Origin of the sequence: Streptomyces sp. NPDC052052, from assembly GCF_040680455.1 — a bacterium.
GTDB lineage: Bacteria > Actinomycetota > Actinomycetes > Streptomycetales > Streptomycetaceae > Streptomyces.
The window spans coordinates 201,611-219,374 of sequence record NZ_JBFAWU010000004.1 but is presented as its reverse complement, the minus strand read 5'-3'; the positions used below and the strand labels follow the sequence as shown (position 1 = coordinate 219,374).

The window sequence follows — 17,764 nt, the reverse complement described above, 5'->3', positions numbered from 1 at the left end:
GAGTCGTTGCACTTATTGAGTCGGTGTGTTTTTCTGGTGCGACGGTCGCGAGGCGCTGCCCGGCCCCCTCTACGCTCGGCAAGACCTGCCCTCCCCCGTCAGCCGCAGATAGTCGCGGCACCACCACACGGAACGAACGGAGCACCACCATGAACACCACTCCCGCACCCCGCATCGCCATCATCGGCGCCGGCCCCGGTGGCCTGACATGCGCCCGCATCCTCCAGCGGCACGGCATCACCGCCACCGTCTACGACCGCGACGCCGGCCCCGACGCCCGCAACCAGGGCGGCACCCTCGACCTGCACGCGGACAACGGCCAGATCGCTCTGCGAGAAGCCGGCCTCCTGGAGGAGTTCTTTCAACTGGCCCGCCCCGAGGGCCAGGAGATGCGCCAGCTGGACCCGGCCGGCACGGTCCTCTTCCACCACGTCCCCGAGATGGGCGAGCGGTTCAAGCCGGAAATCGACCGCGGCCAGTTGCGCGATCTGCTGCTCAACTCGCTTCAGCCCGGCACCGTACGCTGGGGCCATACCCTGCAGGCCATCAGCGGCCCCGACGAAGGTCCCCGGCAGCTGCACTTCGCCAACGGCTCTACCGTCGAAGCGGACCTCGTGGTCGGCGCCGACGGCGCCTGGTCCAAGGTCCGCCGCGTCATTTCCCCGGCCATCCCCCAGTACAGCGGCGTGAGTTTCCTCGAAGCCTGGTTCCACGACGTCGAGGCCCAGCACCCCGACATCGCCGAACTGGTCGGCCAGGGCGGCGCGGCAGCAGCCGATGGCGACCGCGGCCTGTTCGCCCAGCGCAACAGCGGCGACCACATCCGCGTCTACCTCATCCAGCGGGCCCCGGCCGACTGGATCACCGCCGGCGGCCTCACCCCCCAGAACACCGACGGCATCCGCGCCGTCCTTCTGGAGCGCTACCGCAACTGGTCACCCAGCATGCGCCGGCCGATCAGCGACAACGACGGCCTCTACGTCGACCGCCCGATCTTCGCCCTGCCCGTCCCGCACTCCTGGGAGCACAGCTCCACGGTGACACTGCTGGGTGACGCCGCCCACCTCATGCCCCCACTCGGTGTCGGGGTCAACCTGGCCATGCTGGATGCGTGCGAACTCGCCCTCGCCCTCGCACGCCACGACACCGTCGACGACGCCATCCACGCCTACGAAAAGACCATGCTGCCCCGCTCCACGGAGATGGCCCAGCTCCTCGACGGTGCCGCCGAGCATCTGCTGTCCACCCAGCTGCCCGACTTCTCCGCCCAAGGCAACCACTGACCACTGCTCAGAACGGTCTCGGAGCCCCGCTTCACAGCAAGCCCCGACCGGCGAGCCGGGCGACTGACCGCGACACAGACAAGTCCCGACGGAGCAAAGCTCAGAACAACCTCTGAAAAAGGACCTGTTCGGATTAGCCATGCTTCACGCGGAGATATCCCCCGCATACGCACATTCATCCGAAGCACAGCCGGATCGGGGCGGTTGCCATGTGGACCACTCTTGCCCTCATCGATGTCACGGTCGCGTTGACCGTCTGCGTCTCCTCCCTCCTCCTGTCCGGTCGGCGCCTGGGCCGGATGCACCGAAAGCACGCCCCTGTCCTGGGCCCGTACGAGGCCGCTCTCCTCGCAGGGGGCCCGAACCGGGTGGTGGAGGCCGCCCTGCACACCCTGTGGGGCGACGGCACGGCCGTCGAGCTCCGCCCGGGCGGGCGACTCCGGCTGCTCGAACCCGGGACAGAACCGGCCCATCCGGTGGAGCACGCACTGGTCGAGCAGTGGCGGGCATCCAGAAGTGCGTCCCCGACCCTGCTGCGTCCACGAACCGCGCGGACACGGGCGGTGAGCGAGATCGGCGAGCGGCTCGTCTCGCACGGCCTGATGCTGAGCCCGGCGCGTGCACGAGCCCGGCTGTTCGCCGCGCGGGCCCTGCTCACCGTGGCACTCGGCACCGTCGTCCTGGCAGCCTTCGCCCTCCCGCGGGGGTTGGAGCAGTCCCTCCCGTTCCTCGCGGCGGGCGCCTGTTGTCTCGCCGTGCACGTCCTCTGTCCGGCGCGTGACCTGCTGACTCCGGTGGGCCGTCGCCGCCTCGCAGCGTTACGCAGGAGCGAACCGTGGGCCGCGACGGCACTCGGGGCGGTGGTGTTCGACGGCCGGGGCGGGTTGCCGGGCGAGCGACGCCCCCGGCAGTGGCGGGACGAGGACGGGGGCCGACTGCCGTCGGTGGGGCGGATGCTGGTCAGGTACGGCAAGGCGCTCGACTCGGACCAGGACGACCGGGGCACGGACTACGGCAGCGGGGGCCATGGCGCCCACGGAGCCCATGGCTCCGACAGCTACGGCAGTTCCCACGGCTCGCACGGCTCCTGGTACGACGGGGGAGGCCACCATCACAGCTGCGGTGGCGGCAGCAGCTGCGGCAGTAGTTGCGGTGGCGGCGGCAACTACTGAACATTTGAAGGACTGTTGCACTGCGGCGCAGGGCCCACGACGGCGCGTAGTCCGCTCACGTTCCCCGCCTGGATTCGGCGTTGAGAGCTGCGAGGCGGACGGTCAGCTCCTGGCGCGAGGAGAGCACCTCGATACCGTCCGGCTCGGCATCCCACGACATGCCGCCGCTGACCGGGCGGAGTTGAACACGCCCGCCGATGGTGGCCAACACGACGCCGAAGCGGTCGGTCCGCACGTCCTTGACTACCGCCCCGATCCGGGGGACGGCCTGCTGGTTGTTCTCCATGCCGAAGACGGTACGTACGAACAAAAGACCAGGCCAGACACGGAGTGTGGGACTCTCACAGTCACCCAACGGGAGGCACCACGTTCCGTGGTTGCTACCCGGCGACGCCCAGGTGGACCGCCATGTCACGCATGTCCTCTGTGAGGGTTCGCTTCCGCTTGGCCAGGATGTCGCTCATGATGTGGCGGGCCATGCGCTGGTGCCTGATCCACTCGGGCGAGGACCGCCTGATGGCGTTCAGCTCGTCCATCGCATCCTGGTGGGAGCCGAGCATCGCATGGGCTCTGGCGACGTCGAGGCGGTGCCGGTCCCAGTTGTTCGCGCTCGGTCGACCGAACTTCTTCAGCGCCTTGCGGCTCAGTGTTCCTTCGTCGGCCCGGCTGAGCACTCCGCGGGCGTCACCGATGAGGGAGAGATCTTCAATTGCCTTCATCTCGGCCGTGACAGGCCCGAAGGTGGTCCAGTGCTCCCGGAAATCGACGTGCTCGACATCCAGGGCAGAGGCCGCGGTGACAGCCATGCGCCGGGCCTCTTTGGCGATCTCGGGGCGGTTGTTCCGCATGGCCGCGGCGGCTGCACGCTGACACAGCTCGCCCCAGACGGCGAGTTGCCCCGGGGTGGCGTGGGACATGCGCGGCTCCATCTCGTCAGCCGTGACGGTGGCCAGGTGCTCAGCTTCATCGAACCTGTCCTCCCGCAGAAGGAGCCACCCCATACCGACGACTCCGGTCGCGGCGAGGAGCGTCTGTCCGGCCTCGCGGGCATCCCTGATACCGAGCGAGAGAGCGTGGTACGCCATGTCGTAGCGCCGGATCTGAGTGAGGTACTTACCTGCCAGGAGGTACGCACCGGCCCTGACGACGGTGGCCCTCCGCCGTGATTCCCCCGCATCGCTCAGCGCGACGGCGGCTTCGGCGCCGCGCAGGATGCCGGGCAGGCGCTTCGCGACGGAGTCGTAGTGATCGGCTTGGTAGAGGGCATGGGAGTCGTCGATGTCACGCTGGACGGACGCCAGGCTGATCCCTTGCTCCGGTTCCGCGAGGAGTTCAGCGAGGCCGATCGGAGGCATGAGTGCGCGGCGCAGTTCCATGAGGCGGACGCTGTCGCCTTCGTCCCCACGGACAGGCTCGGGAGCCGCGGTCTCGAAGAGACTGGATGTGGTGGTGCCGAGCGTCCTGGCCAGTGTGTGGAGTGTTTCGACCCGCACACTTCCGCCTTGCTCCGCCTTCCGTACGACGCCCAGAGAAAGGCCCGCCTGCTCGGCGAGCTGTTCCTGACTCAGGCCGAGGCAGCGCCGGAAGTTGCGAATGTTCTCGGACAGCGACATCGGATCACCTCCCTTTCAGCGTACGTCCGTTGGAGGCCACCGAAGTACGACATGCGTGACACGTCACGCCCGAGGGTGCCGCGTTCGGTCCCGCAGCCCGGAACCCGAGCTCCGAGCTCCGGGACCGACCCACTCACTCTTTCGTGGGTATGAAAACGCCCCGTTCTCGGCGCTTGAGCGCCGAGATCCGAGCGCCGAGATCCGAGCTGCGTGATTCGAGCGCTGTTGGTCAACCGGTGCGGGAAATAAGGGGTTTGGGGAAACCCTCCCTACCTCCCTGCCCCGTCACGAACAGCAAGTACGACTAATCCGGACCAGCTTGCGGCGCGCTGTCGCGGCTGCTTACGGTGCCCAAAGAAACGACCCCGACACGGTGTTCGCTCACCGGGCCGGGGCCTCACCCCAAGATCGAATGAGGCGATCTCGTGGCTACCCAGAACCTTAGCCCCGCTCCACGCATCCCCGCACCCTCCGGCCCGTACGCAAAGGCCAACCCCGGCTACGGCAAGCGATCCGTTCCGGACAAACAGCCGCCGCGCGCCGACGACTTCATGCTGCTGCCCGAGCGTGAGCGCTACATCGCCGGATACCTGGATCACCTCCCCGACGGTTCGGCCATGGACATCAAGTCACTGGCCCGGGACCTCCCCCTGTACGGACAGATGGGCGTCGGCAGCGCCCTGCGGGCACTGGGCGTGGCCGGTCATCTGCGGCAGGTCCAGTGCCAGGTCAAGAGCCCCGGCAAGGTCCGCTGGGTCACCCGCACCTACTGGTCCCGCACCGCCCACGACAACGAATGGTGGAGCGCCTTCCTGGACACCGAAAACCACCGAGCCGGAAGAGAACCCCAGGTCCTGGCCCCCGCTGCGGAGGCACCGGTCGAGCCCGCCGCCCAGCCGACCCCGGCTGCTCCCGTTGCCGCTGTCGCCCCCGCTGCCCCAGCCGTAGCCGCCGTACCCGCTCCTGTTCCCGCCGTACCGCAGCAGCGGACCCCCGAACCACCCTCGGCGCACCCCTCCCCCGCCTACCTCGCCCTGGCCCAACTGGGCCGAACCGAACCGCGCCTGGCCCTCTCCGCCGCCGACTGCACCACCCTGGAACCCCTGGCATCCCGATGGTTCACCAGAGGCGTCGACGCCACCTACCTCACCCACGCCCTCACCGCCGGCCTACCCACCCACATCAACTCCCCCGTCGGCTTCGTACGCCGCCGCCTCGACGACAAGATCCCGCCGCAGCTGCCCACCGCCCCGACACCGGCCGCACCAGGCGGCCCAGCCCCACGCCGCCTGATGATCGAGTGCACCGAATGCGGCACCCCCGGCCCGCCCCAAGCCCTCCCCGACGGCCTCTGCCGCACCTGCCGCACACCCGCCCCGGACCACGCGAGCGATCCGGCCACCGGCGCCGATGCGGATACGGACACGGATGCCGAACGGGACGTACGCGGGCTGGTCGCCGGGCTGCGGGGCATGCTCAAGCGCCCCTGACACGCCCGCACGCCCCTCGCGCCCACACGCCCGGACCGTCGGCGCCTCACCCCGTCCCGATCACGTCCTCCAGCTCCTGGAGCAGTCGGCGCTTCGGCCGGGTGCCCACCATCGACTTCACGGGTTCGCCCGCGCGGAACACCATCAGGGTCGGCGCCGAAAGCACCGCGTAACGGCCTGCGATGACCGGGTTGGTGTCGACGTCCAGCTGGACGACCTCCATGCGTCCGGCCAGCTCGGCGGCGACGGCGGTGAGCACGGGGGCGAGTTGGCGGCACGGGCCGCACCAGTCGGCGGTGAACTCGACCAGCACGGGAAGGCGGGCCCCGAGCACCTGCGTGTCGAAGGTGGCGTCGGTGACCTCGGCCACTCCCTCTGCTGCATGGATCATCTGTCATCCTCCCAGTTCACAACGTGGTTCCGGACCGTGTGGAAGCTCCGCCCCGGCCATCAGCTCGGCCCTCGCGAGCTGCTCGCCCACCTGGGCGCGTACCGCCTGGAGCCGTTCGATGAGCATGTCCAGTTCGCCGAGCTTGCGTCGGTAGACGGCGAGCGAGGCGGGGCAGGCGTCGCCCGCCGGGTGGCCTGCGCGCAGGCACTCGACGAACGGCCGGGTCTCCTCCAGTTCGAACCCGAAGTCCTGGAGGGTTCGGATCTGTTGGACGAGAAGCAGATCGTCCTCGTCGTACGCGCGGTACCCGTTGCCGGCCCGCCGCGCGGGCAGCAGTCCGCGTGACTCGTAGTACCGCAGAGTCCGTGTGGTCGTCCCCGCCCGCTCGGCCAGCTCCCCGATTCGCATACCGGCGACGGTAGACCTTGACGCGGACGTCAAGGCAACAAGCGAAAAGGGCCGCCGCGGGAAATCTCCCGCGGCGGCCCTCGTCTCTGCTGCGCGCGTGGTTACGCCTTCGCCTCGACGGGCTTCTCGTCCCCGCCGCGCTGCTCCGGCACGGGGCCGGTGCCGTCGGCGTGGTCGCCGCCCTGGTTGAGCATCGAGTCGTTCCAGGGGAGCGCACCGGAGAGGACCTGGCCGACCCGCTCCTTGTCGATCTCCTTGGTCCAGGTGCCGACCAGGACGGTGGCCACGGCGTTGCCCGCGAAGTTCGTCAGAGCGCGGGCCTCGCTCATGAACCGGTCGATGCCGACGATCAGGCCGACGCCGTCGACGAGTCCGGGGCGGTGCGACTGGAGGCCGCCCGCGAGGGTGGCGAGGCCTGCACCGGTGACGCCGGCCGCGCCCTTCGAGGCGACGATCATGAAGAGCAGGAGCGAGATCTGCTCGCCCGCGCTCAGCGGGTCGCCCATCGCGTTGGCGATGAAGAGCGAGGACATCGTGAGGTAGATCGCGGTGCCGTCGAGGTTGAACGAGTAGCCGGTCGGCACGGTGATACCGACGACCGGGCGGCTCACCCCGAGGTGCTCCATCTTGGCGATGAGCCGCGGCAGGGCGGACTCCGACGAGGAGGTGGAGAGGATCAGCAGGAACTCACGGCCCAGGTACTTCAGCAGGAGCCACAGGTTGACGCCGGCGACCAGCCGCAGGATGGTGCCGAGCACCACGAAGACGAAGATCGCGCAGGTGATGTAGAAGCCGATCATGATGACAGCGAGGGACTTCAGGGCGTCGACGCCGGTCTCACCGACGACCGCGGCCATCGCACCGAACGCGCCGACCGGAGCCGCCCACATGATCATGGCGAGGATGCGGAAGACGAGGCGCTGGATGTGGCCGATGCCACGCAGGACCGGTTCACCGGCCGAGCCCATGGCCTGGAGCGCGAAGCCCGCGAGCAGGGCGATCAGCAGGGTCTGCAGCACCTCACCCTCGGTGAAGGCGGAGACCATCGTCGTCGGGATGATGCCGAGCAGGAAGTCCGTGGTGGACTCGCTGGCACCCGCCGCCTGCTTCTCACCCGCCGAGCGCACGGCTTCGGTGAGGTGGAGGCCCTGGCCGGGCTCCAGGAGGTTGCCTACGAGCAGACCGATGGCGAGCGCCACGGTCGACATCACCAGGAAGTAGCCGAGGGCGAGGCCGCCGACCGCGCCGACCTTGGCGGCCTTGCGCACCGAACCGACGCCCAGCACGATCGTGCAGAAGATGATGGGCGAGATCATCATCTTGATGAGGTTGACGAAGCCGGTGCCGATCGGCTTGAGCTCAACGGCGAAATCCGGGGCCACAAAGCCCACGAGAATGCCGAGACCGACCGCCGCGATCACGGCGATGTACAGATAATGTGTGCGGTCCCGCTTGGCGGCTGCCACTCCCACGGGCTTCTCCTCGATTCGTCCGGGTCGCTCCCCGTCCCTGGGGGGCAAGGGCCTGTCCGGTGGTACAGGGCCCCGGCGAATATCCCGCTCCGCTTGCGGGCGGTCACGGTTACGTTCATTTCGTTCATATGTTTTCGGCCAGGCAGACTGGTGGCATGCGTCTTCCCCGCCCCCGCAGCCTGGCCGGCCAGCTCTTCGTCATGCAGGTGGTTCTGGTGGCGGCCGTGGTGGCCGGGTGTGCGCTCTTCGCCTACGTCTCCGGCAGCAGGCAGGCGGAGGACACCGCGACGCGGCAGGTCAGGGCGGCCGCGCTGGCGATCGCCGACTCGCCGTCCGTACGGGAGGCGATCCGTACCCCGAACCCGTCCACCGTGCTCCAGCCGTACGCGGAGAAGGTCCGCAGGGACACCGGGATCGCCTTCGTCACGATCATGTCCCCGGACCGGATCCGCTGGACGCACCCGAACACCGGCCGGATCGGTGAGGAGTTTCTCGGACACACCGCGCAGGCGCTGCGCGGTGAGACGTTCACGGAGACGTTCACCGGCACGCTCGGGCCCTCGATCCGGGTCGTCACCCCGATCCGGGACGGCGGCAGGATCACCGGGCTGGTCAGCGCCGGGATCACGGTCGACCGGATCTCCTCGCAGGTACGGGCGGAACTCCGGGCGTTGGGCCTGGCGGCGGGCGCGGCGCTGGTGCTCGGTGGCGCCGGTACGTATGTGATCAACGCCCGGCTCCGGCGGCACACCCACGGGATGAACGCCGCCGAGCTGAGCCGGATGCACGACTATCACCAGGCCGCACTGCACGCGGTGCACGAGGGACTGTTGATGCTCGACGGGCAGCGTCGGATCGCACTGATCAATGACGCGGGGCGCGAACTGCTCGGCCTCGGCCCCGATGCGGTCGGGCGCCGGGTCGCCGATCTCGATCTGCCGGTGCCACTGACCGGTGCGCTGCTCGCCTCGGAGGTACGGGTCGACGAGCTGCATCTCACGGCGGAGCGGGTGATCGTGATCAACACCCGTCCGGTGGTCGGCGGGGAGCAGCGCGGCACGGTCGTGACACTGCGCGACCATACGGAACTCCAGGCGCTTTCCGGCGAGTTGGACTCCGAGCGCGGGTTCACCCAGGCCCTGCGCTCGCAGGCGCACGAGGCCGCGAACCGGCTGCACACGGTCGTCTCGCTGATCGAACTGGGCCGGGCCGAGGAGGCGGTGGGTTTCGCCACGGCCGAACTGGAGCTCGCCCAGACCCTCACCGACCAAGTGGTGGGCGCCGTCGCCGAGCCGGTCCTGGCGGCACTTCTGCTCGGCAAGGCGGCGCAGGCGAACGAACGGGGCGTGGACCTGGTGCTCGCCGACGACAGCCTGATCGACGACGGCGCACTGCCCGAGGCACTGCCGCCGCGGGACCTGGTGACGATCCTCGGCAACCTGATCGACAACGCGGTGGACGCGGCATCGGAGGCGGCGACGGGTGAGCCCGGCGCCCCTGCCATCCCGGCCCAACGCGGGGCGGGACCCGGCCGGGCCGCCCGCGCCCGGGTCACCGTCACCGCGCTCGCCGAGGAGGGGGAGCTGTTGCTGCAGGTCGCGGACACCGGGGCCGGAATCGATCCGGACGACGCCGACGAGGTGTTCGGCCGCGGCTGGTCGACGCACGGCGCGGGCCGCGGCATCGGGCTGGCCCTCGTGCAGCAGGCGGTGCACCGCAACGGCGGCACGGTGGTACTGGGCCACGGGCCGGACGGCGGCGCGCAGTTCACGGTGCGGCTGCCGCTGACCGCGACCGGCCCCGCATCGGCTGCCCGTACCCGGTCCCGCGCCCCGAAGGAGCACCTCGCATGATCCAGGTGCTGGTCGTCGAGGACGATCCCGTTGCCGCGGACGCCCATCGGCTGTACGTGGGACGCGTCCCCGGGTTCGTGGTGGCCGCGGTCGCGCACTCGCGCGCGGAGGCGGTCCGGGCGCTGGACCGTACGCCGGTCGATCTGCTGCTCCTGGACCTCTATCTGCCCGACGGGCACGGCCTGCACCTGCTGCGCTCACTGCGGGCGGCCGGGCACACCGCGGATGTCATCGCGGTGACCTCGGCGCGCGATCTGGCGGTGGTCCGGGAAGGCGTCTCGCTCGGGGTCGTCCAGTACGTACTCAAGCCGTTCACCTTCGCCACCCTGCGCGACCGACTCGTCCGCTACGCCGAGTTCCGCGCGGCGGCCGGTGAGGCGAGCGGCCAGGACGAGGTCGACCGAGCGCTCGGCGTCCTGCGCGCGCCGCAGCCCACGCGGCTGCCGAAGGGCCTGAGCGGGCCGACGCTGGAGGCCGTCACCCGCGTCCTGCGCGCCGCCCCGGACGGGGTGACCGCGAGTGCGGCCGGGACGGAGCTGGGCATCTCGCGGATCACCGCGCGCCGGTATCTGGAACATCTGGTGACGGTGGGGCGCGCGGTGCGCACTCCGGTGTACGGCCACGTCGGGCGTCCGGAGCTGTACTACCGGTGGGTGTCCCAGGCCCACTGACCACGTCCCGCACCGGGCCGGCCCGGTGGATCAGGGCCGAACCGGTACTGGACGTTCCTACGAGCCCTGCTGCCGGACGGGCTGCCCCGTAGTCAGACCACGCGGCGGCCCCTACGGTGGGGCCGTGCATTCGTCGCCGCCCTTCAACGCCCCCGCCGCGCGCCGACTCCGTGAGGCCCTGGGGATGCTGCCCGGCCATGTCGCCTACGGCCTGGGCGCCCAGTACGGCCTCCGGGTCAGCGCGGAGACCGTAGTCGCCTGGGAGGGCGGGGCCGCCGTCCCGACCGAGTACGAACTGACCGCACTGGCAGGGGTGTTGTGGTGTTCGCCGATCGATCTGCTCACTGCCCCGCAGACCCTGCGGGAGCACCGGATGGCCAGGCAGCTGGGTGCCGATGAGCTGGCGCGGCTGCTGGGGATGGCCCCCTCCGCGTATCTGCGGATGGAGGAGACGGGGCGCTGGCGCGGCAATGAGCGCCAGTCCGCGCTGCTCTGCGAGGCGCTGGGTCTGACACCGGCCGGCTTCGTGACGGTGTCGGGCCGGGACGAGGAGCTGGCGGAGCTGTTGCGCGGTGCGGTGACGACGCGCTGGCAGTCCCACGTCCGGCCGGTGGCGAAGCTGGTGCCGCTGGAGCGCGGCGTTCTGCAGGCAGTGCTGGAGAAACTGCACACCGACTACCAGAAGCTCATCGTGTCCACGCTGAACTGGAGCAGCTCGGGCAGGGAGCAGGCCGGGGCCACGGGCAAGGCGGGACGGGAGTACCTGGACCGGATCGAGGAACGGTTCTGGCAGACGGCGGGGGTGGACGGGACGGCCGTCTGAGCGGCGCCGTCCTCGGGAGGCTGTTCATCACAGACGCGATCACGAAGGGTATGCCGCCCCATAGCGTCCAAGTCGTAGTTGACCACCAAGACATCTACAACCACCATGGGTTACAAGGCGGTCTATCCCGAGGAGGGCTTCAACGGCCACCGCGCCTTCGTCACCCGTCGCCGGTCGCCCGCCCGCCTTGGCCGTCGGCATGTCGGAGGGCTCTGACAGCATCACGGTCATGACCGACATCGATGACCTCGTGCAACGCGTTGCCGTCCGGGCCGCATCGGACAACGAAGACCTTCCCGCGCCTGTCGGCGATGCCCAGATCGCGGATGCCGAAGCGCAACTGGGCTTCGCGCTGCATCCTCTCCTGGCACGCCTGTATCGCGAGGTCTCTGACGGCGGCTTCGGCCCTGACTACCGACTGCTGCCACTGCTTGGTCCGGGCTCCAGCGTCGCCGGCGAGTACCTGACGCGACGTGAGGCGTCCGTTGGAGTGGAGCACCCGGAGTGGCCCGAAGGCGTCGTACCGATCCTGACCTGGGGCTGTGCCATGTACGCGGGCGTTGATTGTCTCAGTGAGGACGGTCAGGTCCTGCTCTTCGAGCCGAACCCGTACAGCGGCGGGTCGTGGGATCAGTGTTGGTTCCTTGACTCCGCCAGCCTGGAAGTGTGGCTGGAGACCTGGCTTGCGGGAACAGGCTGGTTCGAGGAGGACGCCTTCGACAGGGAGGACCTGGCCGAGCCTCAGCCATGGGAGCAGGCCGCGAGCCGACTGTCCTCCGGCGTATAGCGGAAACACCAGCGCTTCGTCCCGTCGGCGCAGCCTCCGTCATCCCGGGCATGCTCACGGCTTCCTTTGGAGCGTCGGCATCGGGAGAGCGGCCAACGCGCACTGGCTGCGCGCCTGGTGAGCTTGGCGAGCGGGAACGCGGGGCCACCACCATCGGCCTCCTCTGCATGCCCACCTCCTGCCACATCGCCGGGCGGCAGGCTGCAGCCCGGGCGCCTCCCAAGGCTCATAATGTCGGGGATCTCGGATCACGGAGGACTTCATGAGCGTCGTGGACGCCTACCTGAGCACCGCGAGCCAAGCAGCAGCACTGCTGGCGAAATCGGAAGTCGACGCCACGTGGGAGAGGCCCAGCGCACTGGCCAGGATGACGGTCGGTGGCCTGGCCGGCCATCTCGCCTACCAGATCTTCAGTGTCAGCTCGGCCCTGGAAGAGCCCGAGTCACCACAGGCCCCGATCCCACTGCTGGAACATTACGCGCGAGCTGCCTGGATCGCCGCACCACTCGACGGGGAGGTCAACGCCGGCATTCGAGCAAAGGGTGAGGGCATCGCATCCGAAGGTGCGCTGTCACTGGCCGAACGCGCCCACACCGTGCTCGCTGGGCAGCAGACCGATCTCGCCGGGCGTTCAGGCGACGAGGTTGTGTTCATGCCGCAGACGGGATGGGCGCTGCTCCTCGACGATTTTCTGGTCACCCGGATGTTGGAGCTCGCCGTGCACATGGACGATCTCGCTGTCAGCGTGGGAATCGCCTCACAGGAGCTTCCAGACGCCGTCTTCGACCCCGTTCTCGTGCTACTCACCCGACTCGCCGCCCGACGGCACGGTCAAGGAGCGTTACTGCGAGCGTTGACTCGTACGGAGCGAGCACCCACGGCGATCAACGCCATCTGACCGACCGCGACACACCACGCCCATCCTGCGCGGCTCGGGAAGCGTTGGGCCCGCCCTGGGTGGAGCGCCGCAGGCGCACCGCACCGCCCCCTCCGGAACGACCCCAGGGCCGCACCGGAACAGCAAGCGGCCCCGACCGTCCAGGGGGTCGGTCGGGGCCGTCGGCCGGCTGTGGGGCCGGCCCGGTTCGTGCGGGGTCAGAAGACCGACTCGGCCTCGTCCATCCGGTCCGCGGGCACCGTCTTGAGCTGGGTGATGGCGTCGGCGAGCGGAACCATCTCGATGCGGTTGCCCCGCAGCGCCGTCATCTGGCCGAAGTCGCCCCGGTGTGCGGCCTCCACCGCGTGCCAGCCGAAGCGGGTGGCGAGCACCCGGTCGTACGCGGTCGGCGTGCCGCCGCGCTGGACATGGCCGAGAATGACCGGCCGGGCCTCCTTGCCGAGCCGGGCCTCCAGCTCGATGGCCAGCCGGTTGCCGATGCCCTGGAAGCGCTCGTGGCCGTACTGGTCGATCTCGCCCTTGGCGTACGGCATGGAGCCCTCGGCCGGGTGCGCGCCCTCGGCGACGCAGATGACCGCGAACTTCTTGCCGCGGGCGAACCGCTCCTCGACCATCTTGACCAGGTCCTCGACACGGAAGCGGCGCTCGGGGAGGCAGATGCCGTGCGCGCCGCCCGCCATTCCGGATTCCAGCGCGATCCAGCCGGCGTGGCGGCCCATCACCTCGACGACCATGACCCGCTGGTGCGATTCGGCGGTGGTCTTGAGCCGGTCTATGGCTTCGGTGGCGACACCCACGGCGGTGTCGAAGCCGAAGGTGCGGTCGGTGGCGGAGATGTCGTTGTCGATGGTCTTGGGGACGCCGACGACGGGCATCCCGGCGTCCGAGAGCATGCGTGCGGCGGTGAGGGTGCCCTCGCCACCGATGGGGATGAGTGCGTCCATGCCGTAACGGCGACTCAGCTCGGCGCAGTTCTCGGCGGCCTCGCGCAGCCGGTCGCGCTCCAGTCGGGCCGAGCCGAGGATGGTACCGCCGTGGGCGAGGATGCCGCTGACCGCATTGAGATCGAGGGGGCGGAAGTGGCCGTCGAGGAGTCCCTTGAACCCGTCCTCGAAGCCGATGACTTCATCGCCGTGACCCACGACGGCGCGGTGCACGACCGACCGGATCACTGCGTTCAGGCCTGGGCAGTCACCGCCTGCGGTGAGAACTCCGATGCGCATCGTGCTGAATCTCCTGCTCGTTAGTGTCGTGCATTGTCGGGGGCGACCGAGGACTCCCCCGTACCGTGAGCCACGACGATTCTCCCACGCCAGGGCCGGATCGTGCTCTGTCAACCGCTCACGGCCGGACTGACCGGTGTTCCACCGGAGACGTCGGCCGGGCCCGGGGGTGGCCAGGTCAGAAGCCCGAGCGCCCCTCCCTGGAGGCTCCTTCTCCCAGCAGGCGACGTCTCCGCCCCCGCAGGTATCGTCAGCTTGGCAATACGTCCCAAACCGCAAATATGCACGGGAGGGCACGCGTGACGCGCAGCGTGTACGTGACCGGGATCGACCGGGGAGACGGCCGTCAGGTCGTCGATCTGGGAGTCATGGAGCTCCTGACGCGTCAGGTGGACCGGGTGGGGGTGTTCCGGCCGCTCGTCCACGAGGGGCCCGACCGGTTGTTCGAACTGCTGCGGGCCCGCTACCGCCTCCCCCAGGACCCCGAGTCCGCCTACGGCCTCAGCTATCAGGAGGCCTCCACGATCCAGGCGGAGCAGGGTACGGACGAGCTGGTCTCCCAGCTCGTCGAGCGCTTCCACCAGGTGGCCCGGACGTACGAGGTGGTGCTGGTGCTCGGCACCGACTTCTCCGACACCCAGCTTCCCGACGAGCTGGCGCTCAACGCCCGCCTCGCCAACGAGTTCGGCGCCTCGGTCATCGCGGTGGTCGGCGGACGGGGCCAGACCGCGGAGTCGGTGCGGTCCGAGACCCGCAACGCCTACCGGGCGTACGCGGGCCTGGGCTGCGACGTCGTCGCGATGATCGTGAACCGGGTGGCGGCCGAGGACCGCGATGCCGTCGCGGAGCGGCTGGCGGCCCGGTTGCCCGTCCCCTGTTCCGTGCTGCCGGACGATGCGGCGCTCTCCGCTCCGACGGTCGCCCAGATCACCACGGCGCTCGACGGCACGGTACTGCTCGGCGACGACTCCGGGCTGGCCAGGGACGCGCTGGACTTCGTCTTCGGCGGTGCGATGCTGCCGACCCTGCTGAAGGCGCTGACGCCGGGCTGCCTGGTGGTCACCCCGGGCGACCGGGCGGATCTGGTGGTCGGCTCGCTGGCCGCGCACAGTGCCGGCACCCCGCCCATAGCCGGTGTGCTGCTGACCCTGGACGAACGCCCCGGCGAGGAGATACTCCGGCTGGCCGCGCGACTCGCCCCGGGCACCCCGGTGGTCTCCGTGGCCGGCGGCTCCTTCCCCACCGCGGGGGAACTCTTCGCCATGGAAGGCAAGTTGAACGCGGCGACGCCGCGCAAGGCGGAGACCGCACTGGGCCTCTTCGAGCGCCATGTGGACACCGGTGCCCTGCTGGAGCGGATCTCGGTGGCCCGCAGCGGCCGCGTCACCCCGATGATGTTCGAGCACGCGCTGCTGGAGCAGGCCCGCGCCGACCGGCGCCGGGTCGTCCTGCCGGAGGGCACCGAGGAACGCGTGCTGCGCGCCGCCGACGTACTGATGCGCCGCGACGTCTGCGACCTCACCCTGCTCGGCGATCCCGACGCCATCCGGAAGAAGGCCGCGGACCTCGGCATCGACCTCGCCGATGCGCAGCTCATCGACCCGCACACCTCCGAGCTGCGCCAGGGCTTCGCCGAACGGTACGCGGAGCTGCGCGCACACCGCGGGGTCACGGTGGAGCTGGCCTACGACGTCGTCGCGGACGTCAACTACTTCGGCACCCTGATGGTCCAGGAGGGGCTCGCGGACGGCATGGTGTCCGGGGCCGTGCACTCCACCGCGGCGACGATCCGCCCCGCGTTCGAGATCATCCGGACCCGGCCGGATGCCGCGATCGTCTCCTCCGTCTTCTTCATGTGCCTCGCCGACAAGGTCCTGGTGTACGGCGACTGCGCGGTCAACCCCGACCCGGACGCGGAGCAGCTGGCGGACATCGCGATCCAGTCGGCGGCCACCGCCGCGCGTTTCGGTGTGGAGCCACGGATCGCGATGCTGTCGTACTCGACGGGCACCTCGGGATCGGGGGCCGATGTCGACAAGGTGCGCGGGGCGACGGAGCGGGTGCGCGAGAGCCGGCCGGATCTCAGGATCGAGGGCCCGATCCAGTACGACGCCGCGGTGGAGCCGAGCGTCGCCGCGACGAAGCTGCCCGGCTCCGAGGTGGCCGGACAGGCGACGGTGCTGATCTTCCCGGACCTGAACACCGGCAACAACACCTACAAGGCCGTGCAGCGCTCGGCGGGCGCCGTGGCCGTCGGCCCGGTGCTCCAGGGGCTGCGCAAGCCCGTCAACGACCTGTCCCGGGGCGCGCTCGTCCAGGACATCGTCAATACCGTGGCGATCACGGCGATCCAGGCCCAGGGCGAGGAGCGAACCCCATGACCACCCCGACCGCACAGGAATCCTCCGACCAGGCCCCGGACCAGGCCCCGAACCGTGTGCTCGTGCTCAACTCCGGCTCCTCGTCGGTGAAGTACCAGCTCCTGGACATGAGCGACCACTCCCGGCTGGCGTCCGGGCTGGTCGAACGGATCGGTGAGCGCACCTCCCGGCTGGTGCACATCCCGTTGGCCGGCCAAGGCGCCGAGCCGCGTGAGCGCACCGGCCCGATCGCCGACCACGAGACCGCGCTGAAGGCGGTGGCCGAGGAACTGGCGGCCGACGGTCTCGGCCTGGACTCCCCCGCCCTGGCGGCGATAGGCCACCGGGTGGTGCACGGCGGACTGCGGTTCACCGAGCCCGTGGTGATCGACGACGAGGTACTGAAGGAGATCGAACGCCTGATCCCGGTCGCCCCGCTGCACAATCCGGCGAACGTCATCGGCATCCGTACGGCGCAGGCCCTGCGCCCCGACCTGCCGCAGGTCGCCGTCTTCGACACCGCCTTCCACACGACGATGCCGGAGCACGCGGCGCGGTACGCGATCGACCGGGAGGTCGCCGACGCGCACCGGATCCGGCGGTACGGCTTCCACGGCACCTCCCACGCGCACGTCTCCCGCAAGGCCGCCGAGCTGCTGGGACATGCGCCCGAGGAGGTCAATCTGATCGTGCTGCACCTGGGCAACGGCGCCTCGGCATCTGCGGTGGCGGGCGGCCGGTGCGTGGAGACCTCGATGGGGCTGACCCCGCTGGAGGGCCTGGTGATGGGCACGCGGTCCGGCGACATCGATCCGGCCGTCACCTTCCACCTCAGGCGGGTCGCGGGAATGTCGGTGGACGAGATCGACGACCTGCTCAACAAGAGGAGCGGCCTGGTCGGCCTCTGCGGCGACAACGACATGCGGGAGATCTGGCGCCGGGTCGGGGAGGGCGACGAGCACGCGACGCTGGCGTTCGACATCTATGTGCACCGCCTGAAGAAGTACATCGGCGCCTATTCGGCGGTCCTCGGGCGGGTGGACGCCGTGGTGTTCACGGCGGGGGTCGGGGAGAACTCCGCACCCGTACGGAAGGCTGCGATCGACGGGCTGGAGGAACTCGGCCTCGCGGTGGACGCGGATCTGAACACCGTGCGGTCCGACGCACCCCGGCTGATCTCGCCCGACTACGCACGGGTCAAGGTCGCCGTGGTGCCCACGGACGAGGAGTTGGAGATAGCCGTCCAGACCTTCGCGCTCGTCGGACAGGCCCACAACTGAGCACCCCAGCGCCCCTTTGTACCTTCCCCCAGACCGAATA

At 69.9% G+C, this 17,764-nt stretch carries 16 protein-coding genes; 10 read left to right on the top strand and 6 right to left on the bottom strand.

Annotated features, from left to right (window positions below; translation table 11 throughout):
- Nucleotides 1–149 precede the first annotated feature (149 nt).
- Nucleotides 150–1,283: an NAD(P)/FAD-dependent oxidoreductase gene (locus AB0L71_RS06845; RefSeq protein ID WP_365238832.1), complete on the top strand. Its 1,134-nt coding sequence runs from the start codon at nucleotides 150–152 to the stop codon at nucleotides 1,281–1,283.
- 209 nt (nucleotides 1,284–1,492) lie between these two features.
- Nucleotides 1,493–2,455 carry a TIGR04222 domain-containing membrane protein gene (locus AB0L71_RS06840; RefSeq protein WP_365238830.1) on the top strand — a complete coding sequence of 321 codons (963 nt, stop codon included), beginning with the start codon at nucleotides 1,493–1,495 and terminating at the stop codon, nucleotides 2,453–2,455.
- Between the two features lie 55 nt (nucleotides 2,456–2,510).
- On the opposite strand, the gene AB0L71_RS06835 is transcribed toward AB0L71_RS06840, so the two are convergent.
- Both AB0L71_RS06835 and AB0L71_RS06830 read right to left on the bottom strand, forming a co-directional pair.
- Nucleotides 2,511–2,741, bottom strand: a complete 231-nt coding sequence (locus tag AB0L71_RS06835) for a hypothetical protein (RefSeq protein ID WP_365238828.1) — start codon at nucleotides 2,739–2,741, stop codon at nucleotides 2,511–2,513.
- 94 nt (nucleotides 2,742–2,835) lie between these two features.
- Nucleotides 2,836–4,068 carry a helix-turn-helix transcriptional regulator gene (locus AB0L71_RS06830; RefSeq protein ID WP_365238825.1) on the bottom strand — a complete coding sequence of 411 codons (1,233 nt, stop codon included), beginning with the start codon at nucleotides 4,066–4,068 and terminating at the stop codon, nucleotides 2,836–2,838.
- A gap of 425 nt (nucleotides 4,069–4,493) precedes the next feature.
- Here AB0L71_RS06830 and AB0L71_RS06825 point away from each other — a divergent pair, with 425 nt between their 5' ends.
- Entirely contained in the window at nucleotides 4,494–5,558 is a 1,065-nt protein-coding gene (locus AB0L71_RS06825; RefSeq protein ID WP_365238823.1) for a MarR family transcriptional regulator, read from the top strand.
- A gap of 46 nt (nucleotides 5,559–5,604) precedes the next feature.
- Here the strand turns inward: AB0L71_RS06825 and AB0L71_RS06820 are convergent, their stop codons facing one another.
- The 3 genes from AB0L71_RS06820 to AB0L71_RS06810 all read right to left on the bottom strand — a co-directional run bounded on the left by AB0L71_RS06820 (nucleotide 5,605) and on the right by AB0L71_RS06810 (nucleotide 7,829).
- Complete coding sequence (locus tag AB0L71_RS06820; RefSeq protein WP_365238820.1) at nucleotides 5,605–5,949, bottom strand: thioredoxin domain-containing protein; 345 nt, start codon at nucleotides 5,947–5,949, stop codon at nucleotides 5,605–5,607.
- A gap of 3 nt (nucleotides 5,950–5,952) precedes the next feature.
- The gene (locus AB0L71_RS06815) at nucleotides 5,953–6,357 is read right to left on the bottom strand and encodes a MerR family transcriptional regulator (protein WP_365238818.1); all 405 of its coding nucleotides are present in this window, start codon (nucleotides 6,355–6,357) and stop codon (nucleotides 5,953–5,955) included.
- A 101-nt stretch (nucleotides 6,358–6,458) separates the two neighbouring features.
- The gene (locus AB0L71_RS06810; RefSeq protein WP_365238816.1) at nucleotides 6,459–7,829 is read right to left on the bottom strand and encodes a cation:dicarboxylase symporter family transporter; all 1,371 of its coding nucleotides are present in this window, start codon (nucleotides 7,827–7,829) and stop codon (nucleotides 6,459–6,461) included.
- Nucleotides 7,830–7,984: 155 nt separating this feature from the next.
- On the opposite strand from AB0L71_RS06810, the gene AB0L71_RS06805 reads away from it, so the two are divergent.
- The 5 genes from AB0L71_RS06805 to AB0L71_RS06785 all read left to right on the top strand — a co-directional run bounded on the left by AB0L71_RS06805 (nucleotide 7,985) and on the right by AB0L71_RS06785 (nucleotide 12,861).
- On the top strand, nucleotides 7,985–9,682 hold the full coding sequence (locus AB0L71_RS06805) for an ATP-binding protein (RefSeq protein WP_365238813.1): 1,698 nt from the start codon (nucleotides 7,985–7,987) through the stop codon (nucleotides 9,680–9,682).
- Nucleotides 9,679–10,353, top strand: coding sequence for a response regulator (locus tag AB0L71_RS06800; RefSeq protein WP_365238812.1), 675 nt, complete (start codon nucleotides 9,679–9,681; stop codon nucleotides 10,351–10,353). Before AB0L71_RS06805 ends, AB0L71_RS06800 begins: the two co-directional genes overlap by 4 nt.
- A gap of 184 nt (nucleotides 10,354–10,537) precedes the next feature.
- Nucleotides 10,538–11,176, top strand: coding sequence for a helix-turn-helix transcriptional regulator (locus tag AB0L71_RS06795; RefSeq protein WP_365239113.1), 639 nt, complete (start codon nucleotides 10,538–10,540; stop codon nucleotides 11,174–11,176).
- A gap of 229 nt (nucleotides 11,177–11,405) precedes the next feature.
- Nucleotides 11,406–11,963 (top strand): SMI1/KNR4 family protein, encoded by a 558-nt coding sequence (locus AB0L71_RS06790; protein ID WP_365238810.1) that lies wholly within the window; start codon nucleotides 11,406–11,408, stop codon nucleotides 11,961–11,963.
- Nucleotides 11,964–12,225: 262 nt separating this feature from the next.
- Nucleotides 12,226–12,861 carry a maleylpyruvate isomerase N-terminal domain-containing protein gene (locus AB0L71_RS06785; RefSeq protein WP_365238808.1) on the top strand — a complete coding sequence of 212 codons (636 nt, stop codon included), beginning with the start codon at nucleotides 12,226–12,228 and terminating at the stop codon, nucleotides 12,859–12,861.
- Nucleotides 12,862–13,058: 197 nt separating this feature from the next.
- Here the strand turns inward: AB0L71_RS06785 and AB0L71_RS06780 are convergent, their stop codons facing one another.
- Complete coding sequence (locus AB0L71_RS06780; RefSeq protein WP_365238806.1) at nucleotides 13,059–14,084, bottom strand: ATP-dependent 6-phosphofructokinase; 1,026 nt, start codon at nucleotides 14,082–14,084, stop codon at nucleotides 13,059–13,061.
- Nucleotides 14,085–14,383: 299 nt separating this feature from the next.
- Here AB0L71_RS06780 and pta point away from each other — a divergent pair, with 299 nt between their 5' ends.
- Together pta and AB0L71_RS06770 are read left to right on the top strand one after the other, a co-directional pair.
- Nucleotides 14,384–16,465 (top strand): phosphate acetyltransferase, encoded by a 2,082-nt coding sequence (pta, locus tag AB0L71_RS06775; protein WP_365238803.1) that lies wholly within the window; start codon nucleotides 14,384–14,386, stop codon nucleotides 16,463–16,465.
- Nucleotides 16,462–17,724 (top strand): acetate kinase, encoded by a 1,263-nt coding sequence (locus tag AB0L71_RS06770; RefSeq protein WP_365238800.1) that lies wholly within the window; start codon nucleotides 16,462–16,464, stop codon nucleotides 17,722–17,724. Before pta ends, AB0L71_RS06770 begins: the two co-directional genes overlap by 4 nt.
- Nucleotides 17,725–17,764: the final 40 nt, after the last annotated feature.